This window comes from Tenacibaculum piscium, from assembly GCF_021390755.1.
In the GTDB taxonomy this organism is placed as follows: Bacteria; Bacteroidota; Bacteroidia; order Flavobacteriales; family Flavobacteriaceae; genus Polaribacter; species Polaribacter piscius.
Window position 1 is genome coordinate 17,828 of record NZ_JAJGWR010000004.1, and the last position, 15,171, is coordinate 32,998.

Annotated in this window: 13 protein-coding genes; 6 read left to right on the forward strand and 7 right to left on the reverse strand. The window is 31.1% G+C overall.

Annotated elements, in window-relative coordinates; genetic code table 11:
• Nucleotides 1-89 precede the first annotated feature (89 nt).
• Nucleotides 90-917, forward strand: coding sequence for a universal stress protein (locus tag L0U72_RS07975; protein ID WP_101918648.1), 828 nt, complete (start codon nucleotides 90-92; stop codon nucleotides 915-917).
• Between the two features lie 222 nt (nucleotides 918-1,139).
• Here the strand turns inward: L0U72_RS07975 and L0U72_RS07980 are convergent, their stop codons facing one another.
• Together L0U72_RS07980 and L0U72_RS07985 are read right to left on the reverse strand one after the other, a co-directional pair.
• Nucleotides 1,140-1,886, reverse strand: coding sequence for a glycosyltransferase (locus L0U72_RS07980; RefSeq protein WP_101918647.1), 747 nt, complete (start codon nucleotides 1,884-1,886; stop codon nucleotides 1,140-1,142).
• A gap of 12 nt (nucleotides 1,887-1,898) precedes the next feature.
• Nucleotides 1,899-3,101 (reverse strand): hypothetical protein, encoded by a 1,203-nt coding sequence (locus L0U72_RS07985; RefSeq protein ID WP_233898836.1) that lies wholly within the window; start codon nucleotides 3,099-3,101, stop codon nucleotides 1,899-1,901.
• A gap of 101 nt (nucleotides 3,102-3,202) precedes the next feature.
• On the opposite strand from L0U72_RS07985, the gene L0U72_RS07990 reads away from it, so the two are divergent.
• The 5 genes from L0U72_RS07990 to recJ all read left to right on the forward strand — a co-directional run bounded on the left by L0U72_RS07990 (nucleotide 3,203) and on the right by recJ (nucleotide 7,660).
• Nucleotides 3,203-3,826 carry a thymidine kinase gene (locus L0U72_RS07990; RefSeq protein WP_233883374.1) on the forward strand — a complete coding sequence of 208 codons (624 nt, stop codon included), beginning with the start codon at nucleotides 3,203-3,205 and terminating at the stop codon, nucleotides 3,824-3,826.
• Nucleotides 3,819-4,928, forward strand: coding sequence for an alanine racemase (alr, locus tag L0U72_RS07995; RefSeq protein ID WP_101918644.1), 1,110 nt, complete (start codon nucleotides 3,819-3,821; stop codon nucleotides 4,926-4,928). Before L0U72_RS07990 ends, alr begins: the two co-directional genes overlap by 8 nt.
• A 51-nt stretch (nucleotides 4,929-4,979) precedes the next feature.
• Entirely contained in the window at nucleotides 4,980-5,384 is a 405-nt protein-coding gene (mscL, locus tag L0U72_RS08000) for a large conductance mechanosensitive channel protein MscL (RefSeq protein ID WP_233898973.1), read from the forward strand.
• A 101-nt stretch (nucleotides 5,385-5,485) separates the two neighbouring features.
• Nucleotides 5,486-5,923, forward strand: a complete 438-nt coding sequence (locus L0U72_RS08005; protein WP_233898837.1) for an OsmC family protein — start codon at nucleotides 5,486-5,488, stop codon at nucleotides 5,921-5,923.
• Between the two features lie 51 nt (nucleotides 5,924-5,974).
• Complete coding sequence (gene recJ, locus L0U72_RS08010) at nucleotides 5,975-7,660, forward strand: single-stranded-DNA-specific exonuclease RecJ (protein WP_233898838.1); 1,686 nt, start codon at nucleotides 5,975-5,977, stop codon at nucleotides 7,658-7,660.
• A 239-nt stretch (nucleotides 7,661-7,899) separates the two neighbouring features.
• On the opposite strand, the gene L0U72_RS08015 is transcribed toward recJ, so the two are convergent.
• The 5 genes from L0U72_RS08015 to L0U72_RS08035 form a co-directional block, all read right to left on the reverse strand.
• Complete coding sequence (locus L0U72_RS08015; protein WP_233898839.1) at nucleotides 7,900-8,775, reverse strand: acyl-CoA thioesterase; 876 nt, start codon at nucleotides 8,773-8,775, stop codon at nucleotides 7,900-7,902.
• A 15-nt stretch (nucleotides 8,776-8,790) separates the two neighbouring features.
• Nucleotides 8,791-9,996: a GNAT family N-acetyltransferase gene (locus L0U72_RS11780; RefSeq protein ID WP_233898840.1), complete on the reverse strand. Its 1,206-nt coding sequence runs from the start codon at nucleotides 9,994-9,996 to the stop codon at nucleotides 8,791-8,793.
• Nucleotides 9,997-10,062: 66 nt separating this feature from the next.
• Nucleotides 10,063-11,022, reverse strand: a complete 960-nt coding sequence (locus tag L0U72_RS08025) for a hypothetical protein (RefSeq protein WP_233898841.1) — start codon at nucleotides 11,020-11,022, stop codon at nucleotides 10,063-10,065.
• A gap of 99 nt (nucleotides 11,023-11,121) precedes the next feature.
• Nucleotides 11,122-11,742, reverse strand: coding sequence for a hypothetical protein (locus L0U72_RS08030; RefSeq protein ID WP_233898842.1), 621 nt, complete (start codon nucleotides 11,740-11,742; stop codon nucleotides 11,122-11,124).
• A gap of 103 nt (nucleotides 11,743-11,845) precedes the next feature.
• Nucleotides 11,846-15,163: a leucine--tRNA ligase gene (locus tag L0U72_RS08035; protein ID WP_233898843.1), complete on the reverse strand. Its 3,318-nt coding sequence runs from the start codon at nucleotides 15,161-15,163 to the stop codon at nucleotides 11,846-11,848.
• Nucleotides 15,164-15,171 lie beyond the last annotated feature (8 nt).

Below are 15,171 nucleotides of genomic sequence, written 5' to 3' on the forward strand. Positions count from 1 at the left end.
GCAAATGTGTTTCAAATGTGTTTTGTGTTTTGTTATTTGGGTTATTTTTCGTAAATTGTAGAGACTATGTATCTTAAAATTATGAAATTATGAAAAAAATAGTACTTCCAGTAGATTTCTCAAAACACGCAGAATATGCGGCTAAATTAGCAGCGAAAATAGCTAAAAAAACAGCAGGTGAAATTCATTTAATTCACATGATAGAACTCCCTAGTGGTTTTAGAGGCATGGGTTCTGGTGTTAATATCAGTATTCCAGAGAGCATGTTATATATTAAAATGGTCAGAGAAAAACTTATTAGTTATAAAAACACTTTTTTTGCTGATTTTGAAAATGTACAACACGCTATTCGTTTTCAAAATCCGTATGAGGGGATTCGTGATTATGCTACAAAAATCGATGCTGATTTAATTATTATGGGTTCTAAAGGGCAAACTGCTTTGGAGGAAATCGTAATTGGTTCGAATACTGAAAAAACCGTTCGAAATTCAGAAATTCCTGTAATTATCACTAAAAAAGATAACGATAATTTTAAATTTGAAAAATTAGTTTTCGCTTCTACCTTTGAAAATGATGAAGCAAAAGCTTTTGAAGGCTTTTTAGATTTTGCAACTAAATTTAACAGTAAAATTTATTTATTAAAGATAAATACGCCTCAAAATTTTGAAAATTCAACGGCTTCTAAAAATAAAATTAGTGCATTTATCGCTCCTTATAACATGGCGAATCACACTATAAAAGTATATAATGACAGTTCAATACAAGATGGAATTTTAAATTTTTCTGAAGAACACGATATTGATTTAGTTTCTTTAGCAACGCACGGAAGAAGTGGTTTATCGCAGTTTTTCAATGCAAGTGTTTCTATTGATTTATCAAAAAATGTATTAAAACCAGTACTTACTTTTAAAGTGTAAGAAATTCAGATTATGTAATTAAAATTTAATTTATTTCATGTTATTTTATAAGCGTCTTTGTTTTTTTGATCTTTTATTATTCTCAAAACATCAAAATAAACTTCTCAAAAAAATACAAATTAAAAATGCAAACTAAATAAACTTTTTAGTTTGCATTTTTCGTATATAATTAATTTTTATTATTTCGCTTTTTATTACTTTTTTGAAGTATTCATTTCTTGATTATTCAATCCAATAATCGGCAACCCAAGGAGCAGGACGTACGTATCTGTACCATTTTCCTCTTCCACCTTTTATGGCGTTATGCGGATTTATTTCACCATGAAAAATAATAATTTTAGCACCTTCAGGAATTGTTGGTTTTTTCCAAAAAGCTAGTGGAAATCTAGAAACGCAATCATATTTAAAACTAGGACACCATTCTTTTTGCCAATATTGCAGATTTCCGTGGTCATTAATACTATGTGTTAAATATTCTTGTTCATTTCGATGAATTTTTCGTATTTCGTCAAAATTTTTGATAAAATCATTAAAAACGTAGCCATGTTTTCCTATTTCGAATCGATAAACAGAAGAATTTCCTGTTATTCTCCAGCTTCTCCAGCTATGATCTTTGATGATTCTAAACGAACCTCCGACTTCAAAAAAGCAGTCAATTTTATCAACAATAACAATATCTAAATCTAAAAAAAGGGCAGTTCCTTTAAGTCCGTATAAATCTTCTTTTAGTGTTGTTAATTTTTTCCACATTCTTTCAGGAATATCGGTACGAATGTTCATTTCAGGGATTTCGTAACAATCGACTTGAGGTATAATTCCTGTATTATCGTCGGTAAAGCAGACCATTTTAAAATCGTATGATAAATTTTTTTTCACCATAGCGTATAATCTATTTACATATTCTGGGCCGTATAGGGTTCCCCATTTCATGCAAAATATATACTTCATTTCTTTATTTTGAGTACTCATTTTTGTTATTTTTTAGGCAAATCTTCGTTCAATAATTTCAAATAATCTGGCTTCATGTATTTCTTTTCCAGACCAATTATAATCTGGTTTTATCATTTCGGTAATAAATCTTTTGGCTTCACTTTCGGTTTTGAAGGTATTTAATTGCGAAACGACTCTATTAAAATCGTTTTGATTTCCATCAAATAGATGTCTTACAAAAACAATTCTATCATTTAAATCTATTTGAATAGCTTTTTGCAGGAAGTCGTTCAGTGATTTTTTCGGGGTTATTTTCTCAAATAAATCAGCCATTACATCTACAGAAATTGTTCCTTGTAATTCGTCTTCAAGTGTTTTTCTTATTATTTCAGGAAAATCTTTTTTATCTTTTTCTTCGGATTTTTCTTCAGATTTATTTTCTAATTTTTCTTGTTCAATTTTATTTTTTAAGGCTTGTTTTAATGATATTGGAACAATTTTTTCTTGTTCATTTTCAAGCTTTTTTGTTTTGAGAATTTCGTTAAATTCTCGTTGAATTGCTTCGTTAAATTTCTCTTCTTCTTTGTTGATTATTTTCTCATCAACTTTTTCAACGACTTCTTTCTCCGCTTTTTCTTGAATTTCTTCTTGAGTTTCTTCCGTTATTTTTTCTTCGGATTTTTGAAGAATTACATTATTAAGAATTTCTTCTTTTTCCGTTTGAATTTCAGGAATAATCGTTGTTATTTTTTCTTCGGATATTTCTTCATCAACTTTTTCAACGACTTCTTTTTCAAGTTCTTCTTGAATTTCTTCTTGAGTTTTTTCCGTTATTTTTTCTTCGGATATTTTATTTTCAACAACTTTAATAAGTTCTGGAATATTTTTTTGAATTTGAACTTCATCAATAAAAATTTCGGGAACAACTTTAGCGATTGTATCTTCTACTTTTTGAAAAACTTCTTGTTCTTCTTCGAGTTGATAAATTGCGGTATTTTTTTTAGTTAAAGAAAGATTTGTGTTTTCGTGTCTTTCTTTATTTTGTGAGGCGACTAAAACATCTTGTAATAATTCTTGTTTTGTTTTTGATGGATTAGGCGTATTATTGATATATTCTTCTACATATGCCAAAACCGAAATTTTTTCATAAACTTCGTGTGCTTTCTGTTTTAACGCAAACACATCTTCTTTATTTTTCATCTGTAAGATGCTGTGTGCTAAACTGGTTAAATCTGACGCTAACTTTTTGTGCATAAGTTGTTCTTTGATTTTAATATTAACTGTTTAATTTTAATAAATTTGTTATCTATTCGAAAGTACCATAAAAATCAATAATTAGCGCCTAAAAATACAAAATGTTTCTTGAAAACACCGTAAATCATACAGAACAATTTGGTTGGATTGAAGTTATCTGTGGTTCTATGTTTTCGGGTAAAACCGAAGAATTAATCCGCAGACTTAAACGAGCCGAATTTGCCAAACAACGAGTCGAAATTTTTAAACCTGCCATCGATACGCGTTATCATGCCTATGAAGTGGTTTCTCATAATGCCACCAAAATCCGTTCAACACCTGTACCTTGCTCTGCAAATATATTATTATTAGCCAACAATGTTGATGTTATTGGTATTGATGAGGCACAATTTTTTGATGATGGTATCGTTTCAGTTTGTAACGAACTAGCCAACAAAGGAATACGTGTTATTATCGCAGGTTTGGACATGGATTTTAAAGGAAACCCTTTCGGTCCGATGCCCGCCTTAATGGCTACTGCCGAATACGTTACCAAAGTCCATGCAGTTTGCACACGCACTGGTAATTTGGCACATTATAGTTACCGAAAAGCCACAAGTGATGCGCTGGTTTTACTTGGCGAAACCCAAGAATATGAACCGTTAAGCCGAGGAGCTTATTACAAAGCTGTACAAAAACCCGTACAAGAACAACTTAAAAAGAACGAAAACTTAACTGATGAATAATTTAAATAATCATGTAACAATTTTAGAGATTGATGCTAAATCAATTGCTCATAATCTTGCTTATTTTAAGCAAAAACTAAATCCTGAAACTAAAATTTTAGCGGTTGTAAAAGCTTTTGGTTACGGAAGTGAATCCACAGAAATAGCCAAATTACTACAAGATAAAGTGGATTATTTTGCCGTTGCCTATTGTAATGAAGGAATTATTTTACGCGAAGCAGGAATTAAAACGCCTATTTTAGTATTACATCCACAGCTTCAAAATTTAGAAGAAATTGCAAAATATCGCTTAGAACCGAATTTATATAATTTTAAGATATTCGATGCTTTTTTAGCATTAGCGGATAAAAAACCATTGATGAATTATCCGATTCATATTAAATTCAATACAGGTTTAAATCGATTGGGTTTTTGGCACACCGATACGCCAAAGCTTATATCAGAATTAAAGAAATCAAATAATGTTCATGTCGAATCTATTTTTTCGCATTTGGCGGCTAGTGAAGATCCGAATGAACAAGAGTTTACCATCGGACAAATCAATAATTTTGCTTACATCGTAAAACAAATTTATGGACACTTAGGCTATAAACCGATGATTCATATTTTAAATACTTCTGGTGTTATCAATTATCCACAAGCTCAGTTTGATATGGTTCGTATCGGTATTGGTTTGTACGGTTTCGGAAATAACAAACAGGAAACTTCACAGTTAAAAAATACGCATACCTTAAAGTCTCTCATTTCACAAATAAATATTATTAAACCAGGGGAAACTGTTGGATATAATCGAGCATTTGTAGCCAGCAAACCAACTCGTAGCGCTACAGTTCCGATTGGTCATGCTGATGGAATTTCACGTAAATTAGGTAAAAAAGAAGGCGTTGTTTTTATCAACAATAAACCCGCTCCAATTATTGGAAATGTTTGTATGGATATGATTATGGTCGATGTTACCAATATTGATTGCAATGAAGGTGATGAAGTTATTATTTTCAACCATCAGCAACACGTTTTATATATGGCGCATAAATGTGAAACAATTCCGTATGAAACACTTACCGCAATTTCACAACGTGTAAAAAGAGTTGTGAAACACTAAATTTTACTTAAATTGCGAATTATTAACTATAAAAATAAAAAAATTATGAGTATGCTTAAAGAATTTAAAGAATTTGCTATGAAAGGTAACTTAGTCGACATTGCTGTTGGTTTTGTGATGGGTGCAGCTTTCAAACAAGTAGTAACTTCTTTTACAGGAGGAATTGTTTCTCCTTTAATTGGATTAATTTTCAATGCAAACTTTAAAGATTTGAAATACATCGCAAAACAAGGAGTTGCTGATGCTACAGGAAAAGTAACTGGAGAAGTTGCTATTCTTTATGGAGAATTTTTAACCAATGTGATTGATTTTGTAATCGTTGCTTTTGTAATGTTTATGGTTGTAAAAGGTGTAAACGCTTTAAAGAAAAAAGAAGAACCTGTTGTTGAAGCTCCAAAAGGACCAAGTCAAGAGGATTTATTAGCAGAAATTAGAGATTTATTAAAAAAACAATAATTCAATTCTCAATTAATTTTACAATATAAAAAGGCGAGAAATTTATTTTTTTCGTCTTTTGTTATTTAATAATAATTGTTATCTATATAAAAAATAAAATTATGGCTTCAAATACGGTTACCACAGTTTGGAAAGAAAATATGCAGTTTGAAACTGATAATCCTAGTGGACACAAAATTTTTATCGATGCTGGAAAAGAAAATGGCGGTAATAGCGATGGTTTAAGACCAAAAGCATTGATGCTTTCTTCGCTTGCTGGTTGTTCTGGCTTAGACGTAGTTTCATTATTGAAAAAAATGAGAGTTTCTGTCGCTGATTTTAAAATGATTGTTACCGGCGAATTAACCGAAGAACATCCGAAATATTATCATAAAGTTTTGGTCGAATATCATTTTTATAATGATACTTTATTTTCAAAATTAGAGCAAGAAAAAATTAATAAAGCCGTACAATTATCAGTAGATAAATATTGTGGCGTTATGGAAATGTTTCGACAATTTGCCAAAATTACAACGACCAATCATTTTCATCAGCAATAAAAAAGATTGCAAGAATTAGTGTAACATCATCAGAAAAAAGCTAGAAAAATTATGCGTTGGCATTTAAAACAAACTCCCGATTTATCAAAAGTAACGCAACTCGCCAAAGATTTATCAGTTGAAAAAACATTGGCTAAAATTTTAGTGCAACGAAATATTGATACTTTTGAAAAAGCACGACAATTTTTCCGTCCTTCTTTGGATGATTTGCACGATCCTTTTTTAATGAAAGACATGGAATTAGCTGTGCAACGCATTGAAAAAGCGATTACAAACAACGAAAATATTTTAGTTTTTGGCGATTATGATGTCGATGGAACAACGGCAGTTTCGTTGCTTTCATCTTATTTAAAAACAATTCACACAACTATTTCCACCTATATTCCTGACAGATACGCCGAAGGTTATGGCGTTTCGTATATGGGAATTGATTTTGCCGATGATAATGATTTCTCTTTAATTATCGCCTTAGATTGCGGTATAAAAGCCATTGATAAAGTTGCCTACGCAGCTGAAAAAAACATTGATTTTATTATTTGCGATCATCATAAACCTGGCAAAGAAATTCCAAAAGCGGTGGCGGTTTTAAATGCCAAACAAGACGATTGTTTTTATCCGTATGATGAATTATGTGGTTGTGGTGTTGGTTTTAAATTGATTCAAGCATTGGCATCAAAAAGAGGGCAAACTATTGATGATTTAATACCGTATTTAGATTTGGTTGCTACGGCAATTGCTGCCGATATTGTTCCAATGACTGGCGAAAATAGAACCTTAACGTACTTCGGATTACAGGTAATCAATTCAAAACCACGTAACGGATTTAAAGCCATTATTGAACAATTAAATAAAAAAACACTCACAATTACCGATGTTGTTTTCATCATCGCACCGCGCATAAATGCCGCAGGAAGAATGAAACACGGTAATTATGCCGTGGAACTTTTAACCGAAATGGATTTAGAAACAGCAATTGAATTTGCATCTGGAATTGAAAAATTTAATGCCGATAGAAAGGATATTGATAAAAAAATTACTAAAGAAGCGTTAGCGCAAATTGAAGAAAATAACGAAACTGAAAAATTTACTTCGGTTGTTTTTGATGAAACTTGGCACAAAGGCGTTATCGGAATTGTAGCATCAAGATTAATTGAAACGTATTACAGACCTACGTTAGTTTTCACAAAAAGTGGCGATAAATTAGCGGCTTCGGCTCGTTCGGTAAAAGGATTCGATGTCTATAATGCCTTAGAAGAATGTTCCGAATTTATCGAACAATTTGGCGGACATAAATATGCGGCAGGTTTAACTTTAGTGCCTGAACAATACGAGAATTTCAAAAATAAATTTGAAGAAGTCGTTGCTAAAACTATTGATAAAAATTTATTAACCCCTGAAATTAATATTGATGCCGAGTTAGATTTATCGGAAATATCGCCTAAATTTTTTAGAATCATACAACAAATGGCGCCTTTTGGTCCTTTAAATATGAGACCTACTTTTTCAACAACATCTGTTAGAGATAATGGTTTTGGAAAACAAGTCGGTGCCGATAAAACACATTTAAAACTCAATATTATTTATGGTGCCGATAAAAAAACATACAATGCCATCGGATTTAATTTAGGAAAAAAACTGCCTTTAATTCAAAATGATTTTGATATTGCCTACGCTCTCGATGAAAATACTTGGAACGGAAATACCAATATTCAACTGCTTTTGAAAGATATAAAATAATGTATATCTTTTTGAGGCTGTTTAAAAATAAAAACCTGATTTACGTCGTATGAGGCGAACACATAGGTTCGCCCCTACATATTTAAATTTTCCTTTTTAGCACAAATGCCTAGCCCCGATTGAAGCAATTGTTTGAGCTCTTTTTTGTTTTTTTTCCTTCAAAAAAAATAAAAAAAGCGAGTGCGGAAAGCGGGAAATTGCTTCAAAAAATATTTAAATTATTTTATATAATTCTGATTTTATGATTCCTTATTTTTAATTGCACGCATCAAACCTTCTTGCGCTACCGAAGCCACTAAAACGCCTTTTCGAGTGTAAATATTACCTCGTGCAAAACCACGAGCACCATGTGAACTAGGACTTTCTATTGAAAACAATAGCCAATCGGAAAAATCAAAATCGCGGTGAAACCACATCGCATGATCTAAACTCGCCATTTGCGTATTTCCAAAATTGGCAACACTCGCATTCGGATTTAAACAAGCTGTTAATAAATTATAATCTGAAATATACGTTAAAATTTGCTGTTTAATAGCCAAGCTTAAATTACTTGGAGCATCTTTTAATTTGAACCAAACATCAACTACAGCAGGCAAATCTTTCCTATCAACAGGATTTATAAGCGTTACAGGTTTAAAATCAATAGGACGCTCAATACTTAAAAAAGCTTTTAATTTTTTAGGTAAAAAATCATTAAACTCAACCAACATATCAGACCAACTTAACAATTCTTCAGGCTGTTTTATGTCTTTTTTAATTGGCTTTTGATGCTCATAACCTTCCTCCTTTTTATGAAAAGAACACGCTAAAATAAAAATAGTTTTATCATTTTGAGATGCCGTTACTCGCCTTGTAGAAAAACTTCCGCCATCACGAATTACTTGTACATTATAGGTTATTGGCAGTTCTAGATTTCCTGCTTCTAAAAAATAAGAATGCAAGGAATGTAAAATACGTTCATCAGAAACCGTACGATACGCTGCATTTAAAGACTGTGCTAAAACTTGTCCGCCAAAAACAATTGGACTGCCAATATCTTTACTTATTCCGTTGAAATTATTATTTCCGAAATCTTCTAACGTTAATATAGTTAATAATTCTTGCGTATTTTTCATAGTTGTAAATTATCGTTAGCTTGATTCTTTATTTTTAAAAGGAAATCGTTGTGTAAATTCTGTGGGTTGTATTTTTTTCAGAAACAACTTTAAAATACAATTTGTAATTGTTTTTTTATGACGTAAATAAATCGTTAAATCTTGCGGAACAGCCCCTACCGAACTTTTAATTTCACTTGCCGTTCGTCCAAAATTTATACGTGTTACTTGTTCTTTAATTCCTAAAGAAATATAATCGTATAACATTCGTTGATAAATGGCATATTCTTTATTATAATCATAATCGATACCTACAAAATGCGCATCTAAAGAACCATTATTATTAATTCCTGATAAAAAACCAACTAATTTATCTTCCAACCAATAGGCTTTTAAAAAATAGGCATCACCTAAATTATCTTTTAACATTTGATAGGTTTGCAAATTGAAATCAGAAAAATTAAAACTCGCTTTGTTAGCTACATTTTGATATAAAAAAGTCATTTCTGAAAATAATTCAGTAACTCTTTCTGTAGTAATATCTTCAGTTTTTAAAACCGCACTTCGCTTTAAAGCCTTACGAGCTTTTACTCGAAATTTAGTTTTTAAATCCGCTAAATAATCATCTAAAGAATGCCAATTTTCAGCGACATGAAACACCATATTCGGAGCGACATTAAAAGGTTTATATCCCTGTTTATCGATACGTTCAGTTGTTAATAATGTTTTATTTTCAAAATCTTTAATTAAAAAAGCATCAATATTTTTCTGCGGATGTACGCTTGAAAATTCCAAAATTGCTTTGCTTACCGCAGCTATAATTTGACTTTCAGATTGAGTTTCTCTTAGGTTCTTTTTGATGAAAATTCCGTGTTGTCCACTAACAAAAACATTACCACAAACCAGTATTTTAAACACTTTTTTTGAAGGTAAAAAACCCAATTTTTCGCCCGTACATTGTAACCAATCTAACGTTGACTGCATTTCATTCTTAATACTATCCAAATGGAAATCAATAATTTGAAGCGTTACAAAAGCCACAGGTGAATTTTTATCATCAAATAAAATAAGATATGAAAATTGTATTTTTGAATTATTTTGTTGTAAAGCTTCTAAATACTTCGGATGAAAATAAGCGTTATCGGTACAATTTAATTCCGTCCAAATATCGGTTGATATTTTATGAATAGCTTCAAAATATTGAACAGTTAAGCTCGGTTTTTTACAAGATAAAATATGCACAGATTGGGTTCTTTTTGGATGACAAATTACTAAAAGTTTACGGATTTAAAGATTTATAAAAAAGATTTAAACTACACCATTATTCCAAACAGGCACTTTTAAGAGTTGACTAATTTTTATCATATCACTTAAAATGTAGGTTTTATCTCCGTGATTTAATAAATTATAACGTGTTCCATCTTTAGTAATTAAATTTAATTCGTACGAAAAATAACTTCCTGAAGAGCTACTTCCTGATATGAATTTTTCTAAAACCTGTAAAGCATATACTTCTTGAAATAACAATATTTTTCCACCAACAATTATTTTTCTTTTTCGGGTATATATATATACTTTGGGCGAAAACATAAATAATAAAATAACTCCTACAATTAAGAAAACACCGCCTGATGTAAAAAACAATTTTCCCCCTTTCATAAAAGTAAGCGGAATATCAGAAGTTTGATAATATTCGTAAAATGAAACAGCGACATAATTTAATCCTATCAAGAAAAAACTCCACGCAAAAACTTTGGTAAACGAACTTCCTGTTATTTTATAACCTTGTGGTGTTTTTTTAAAGGTTTCACTCGCGAAATTACTTCCTGAACTTTCTAAAGCGTTCCATGAAATTTTCTGCCCTATTTCATCGGCATTAAAATCATCAAAATTAAAATCGATTTGTTTGTTTTTAGAGGATGTTTTTTTTCTATTAGAAAGATAACTTGTTACTAGCATACCGATTCCCATAAATACTAAAACAAGTAACATTCCGCCTGTTTTATAATATAGAAATTTTTGTTTTCCATACACTTTTTGATGAACAGCAACTGTAATTTCTAGTTTTTTAAGTAAATGTGTACCTTTTCTATTTAGTTTTTTGGCGTGTTTTAAAGAATCTAAAGTGTGGATATCATTTTGAAGATTTATTTGATTATTGTTATATCTTTCATATTGCTTTTGAATTTGCGGTACAAATACAAAATAAATCATTCCAATAGGAATCAATAAAAAAAGCCACGAACTCTTGAAAGGTAATTTTTGCATTTACTATTTTTTAGTACAAGTTATTAATAATTAAAACTATAAATTCTGACAAACAAACGGGTTATTTATCAGAATTTAAATTAGAAAACAAACGCTAAGTTAGTCTAAAACAACTAGTTTAATTGCGTGATATCCGTCAGATCGTACGCCGATTAACCCTGAAACTGTTGTCCCTTTTTTAATGGTGGTATTGGTAATATTATAGTCGAATAACTCTTTTTTAAATTTTTTATTTGCCGAATTTGCAGCAATCATATTTCCTCCTGCTATTCCTGGTCCTACAATTAAACCAACAGGTGTTGAGCTTGTTTCTTCATGATAACCATTACTAGAGTCAGTGGTGTAAAATTTTAATGGTGTTAATAATAAATACCATAAGTAAGAAGCAACGCTTTGTTTTAATGATTTAAAAACCATTTCATTTTCCATAATATATAAACCTGCGCCATCGTCGTAGGTTAATTTTAAATCTTTACCAAAAACAACATCTTTATCAGAATTATTAGTCAATTTAACTGCAATTAACCGAATACCTTTTGAAAGTTCTTTTTTATGATATTTTTTTTTCAATAACTCGTATTTATATTCAAGAATAACCCCTTTATCGGTACTTTTTGATACATAATTAAGCGTTTCAGGGTTAATCGTCTTATAACCAGAAGCACAGCTTGTTGCTAAAAATAGTAGCACTAAAAGGGAAATTGTTTTAAATAAATTCATTTTTTATATTTTTAAAATCAAAAATAGCTTAAAAAATAAAGCCACAAACAATTAATTGTTTGTGGCTTTATATAAAAAATTTAGTTACTTATTTATAAGGTAATTACCCTACAAGATTAATTATTTTTCCAGGAACAATAATTATCTTTTTAGGAGCTTCTCCTTTTAATTGCGCAATTGTACGCTCGTCTGCTAATACAATTTTCTCTATTTCTTCTTTCGATAAGTCTAATGCTAATTCTAAAGTAAAACGCATTTTCCCGTTAAAAGAAACTGGGTAGTTTTTTGAACTTTCTACTAAATAAGAGGCATCAAATTCAGGGAAATCAACGGTAGAAATTGAACCTTCATGTCCTAATTGACTCCATAATTCTTCAGCAATATGTGGTGCATATGGTGAGATTAAAGCTAATAAAGGCTCTAAAATTGCACGTTTATTACACTTTAAAGCAGTTAATTCATTTACAGCAATCATAAAAGTAGAAACCGAAGTATTGAAAGAGAAATTCTCGATATCTTCTGCTACTTTTTTAATGGTTTTATGTAAAATTTTAAATTCTTCTTTTGTCGGTTCAGCTTCGGTTATAATAACTCCTTCTTCGCCAACATATAATTTCCATAATTTCTTTAAGAAAGAATATACTCCTGAAATACCTGAAGTTTTCCAAGGCTTCGTTTGTTCTAAAGGACCTAAAAACATTTCGAATAAACGTAATGCATCTGCTCCAAATTCTTCACAAATTAAATCAGGATTTACAACATTGTATTTAGATTTTGACATTTTCTCAACCTCTCTGTAACAAACAAATTGATTATCTCTTCCAAAAACAAACTCAGCAGTTTCAAATTCTGATCTCCAAGCTTTTAATTTATCAATATTTACATTGATATCTCCTTCTAAAGTACTTACACAAATATGAATTGGTCTGTACGTTAAAGATTCTTCTGTTTCTTCTGTTAAACCTGCTTCGACTAACTTCTTGTGTAATCGAGAACCTAATTTATCATCAGCTTCTGTATCTTCTATTTGATTTTCTCCTTGAAAATAATCAGCTGAAACATATAAATTATGTTTTTTACCGTCAAACAATGCTTCATAAACAAGTGCTGATGTTCCTAAAATCATCCCTTGATTGATTAGTTTTTTAGCAAACTCATCAACAGGTAAAGCTCCTTTATCAAACAAGAATTTTTGCCAGAAACGTGCATATAATAAATGTCCTGTTGCATGTTCAGAACCTCCAATATATAAATCGATTTCTTTCCAGTAATCAGCCGCTTCTTTGCTTACAAATTCTCCATCATTTGTAGCATCCATATAACGGTTAAAATACCAAGAACTTCCTGCCCAACCTGGCATAGTGTTTAATTCTAAAGGAAAAATAGTTTCGTTATTAATTAAATCGTTAGAAACTACTTCATTTTTATCAGTATCCCAAGCCCAAACCTCCGCATTTCCTAAAGGTGGTTTTCCATCTTCGGTTGGTAAATATTTTTCAACTTCTGGTAAAACGATTGGCAAGTATTTTGCGTCAATCATTTGTGGCATTCCGTCTTTATAAAAAACTGGAAAAGGCTCTCCCCAATAACGCTGACGACTAAATACAGCATCACGTAAACGGTAGTTTATTTTTCCAAAACCAAAACCTTGCTTCTCCATTTCATGGATAGCTAATTTCATGGCTTTTTTAGATGATAAACCATCTAAGAAATCAGAATTTGCAATTTTAGTTCCTTCTTTATCTGCATGTGCAGCTTCAGAAATATCAACATCAGCAAAAACATTAGGAATTTCTAATCCGAAGTTTTTTGCAAAATCATAATCACGTTGATCACCACAAGGAACTGCCATAACTGCACCTGTTCCGTAGTTTGCTAATACGTAATCACCAATCCAAATTGGCACTTGTTTTCCTGTAAATGGGTGTAAAGCATACGCTCCTGTAAATACTCCTGAAATAGTTTTTACATCTGCCGTTCTATCTCTTTCAGAACGCTTTGCCGTTGCTTTGATATACGCATAAACAGCTTTCTTTTGAGATTCACTTGTAATTTTAGCTACCAACTCATGTTCTGGAGCTAATGTCATAAAAGATACTCCGTAAATAGTATCAGGTCTTGTAGTAAAAACGTCTATTACATAATCGTTTTGTACAACTGTTTCTGCTACCTCAACTGTTGATTTTTCAAGAGGTTTTGCAAACTGAATAGTATTATTAATTTTAGATACAACACCTAAAACATTTTCTAAAACCTCTTCATTTGTAAAACGAACGATATGAAGTCCTTCGTTTGCAAAATAAGTAGTTCTTGCTACTTCATCTTCTTTACCAGAAAATTCAACAACAATATTTTTTGCTAAACATACATAATCTACTAAAAACGTACCGATGGTATATTTTTTTCTAAATTTTGATGCTCCTTTTTTATTTTTTAACTCATTCCAAAGTACCTCTTCCGCCTTTGATAAGTTTAAACGCATTTCTTTTAACGCCTCTAATTCTTTAAATGATAATTTTACACCTTCTTCAACTTCTAAAGCATCTACTTTAAAAGTTACCATTGCTCCTTGGCTTCTTCCAATCCAATTTGTTTGGCTATCTTTTAAAGGTTGTGGCCAATCGATGTTTTCTAAACCATCTAATAAACGTTGTGAATATGCTGAAATTCGCATAGACCATTGGGTCATTTTCTTACGAATTACAGGATGCGCTCCACGTTCTGATACACCGTTTATAATTTCATCATTTGCCAATACCGTTCCTAATCCTGGACACCAGTTTACTTCGGTATCAGATAAATAAGTTAAACGATATTGTAATAAAACAGCTTCTTTTTCTTTATCAGAAAAGGCATTCCATTCATCCGAAGAAAAAATAGCGATATCTTCTTCTGAAACTGCATTTACAGATGCATTTCCTTCCGTTTCAAATACTGAAATTAAAGTTGAAACATCTTCAGCTTTATCAGAATCTTTATTATACCAAGAATTAAATAATTGGATAAAAATCCACTGAGTCCATTTATAATATTCAGGGCTAGAAGTTCTCACCTCACGAGACCAATCGAAAGAAAAACCAATAGTATCTAACTGACGACGGTACGTATTAATGTTTGTTTCGGTAGTAATTGCTGGATGCTGACCTGTTTGAATAGCGTATTGTTCTGCTGGTAAACCAAAAGAATCATATCCTTGCGGATGCAATACGTTAAATCCTTTATGACGCTTATAACGTGCATAAATATCAGATGCAATATATCCTAAAGGATGCCCAACATGTAAACCCGCTCCTGAAGGATAAGGAAACATATCTAACACATAATATTTAGGTTTCTCTGATTCATTACTGGCTTTAAACGTTTGGTTATCTGCCCAAAACTGTTGCCATTTCTTTTCTATCTCTTGATGATTATATTGCATTGTATTTC